This window comes from Providencia sp. UF-224 (assembly GCF_058245955.1).
In genome coordinates, this window is sequence record NZ_JBSICC010000105.1 from 1 (window position 1) to 521 (window position 521).

At 50.9% G+C, this 521-nt stretch carries 1 protein-coding gene; it reads right to left on the reverse strand.

The features are described from left to right. Positions 1–59: 59 nt before the first annotated feature. Positions 60–521 (reverse strand): type-F conjugative transfer system protein TraW (locus tag AC4IFO_RS23040; RefSeq protein ID WP_490737859.1); only part of this gene is annotated, 462 nt, incomplete at its 5' end.

Sequence of the window (521 nt, forward strand, 5' to 3'; positions counted from 1 at the left end):
TATCGTCACGGTCACACAACCAAGTACGCACACACTCAATAACCAACGGGTGAATTTACTCATCGCCCCTCCTGCATTGCCGCCGACATGATTTTGAGTTTGTCGCCTTCTTGCGTCACCACCGCGGGAATGTACTGAAGCCCGAGCTGACGACTTAAACTGCCCCCTTGGTCAAAGTACACACGGGTATTAAGTGCCTGCGTCGCCTCTTTGATATTGCCACTCGTTAAAATGACTTTGTAACGCAAGGTGGCGGGTTGCTGTGCGTTCATCCACGCAATTTGGCGGGGATCATCCGCATCTAAAAAGTAAAGAGTTTGCCCGAGCGCCACATGACTCAGCGGGTTAATTTTGTCGCCTTGACGGGCAAACATCACGCCGTTCTGGTCGGCATAATTCCCTTTAACCGTAAACGTCGGGTCATACCAGACGGTATGTGTCTCAGTATCAGTACTGAGCCAATCCACGGGCGGTGGACGCAGGGTATTTTCAATCACGCGGTCTTTAAAATCTTGCTGCAT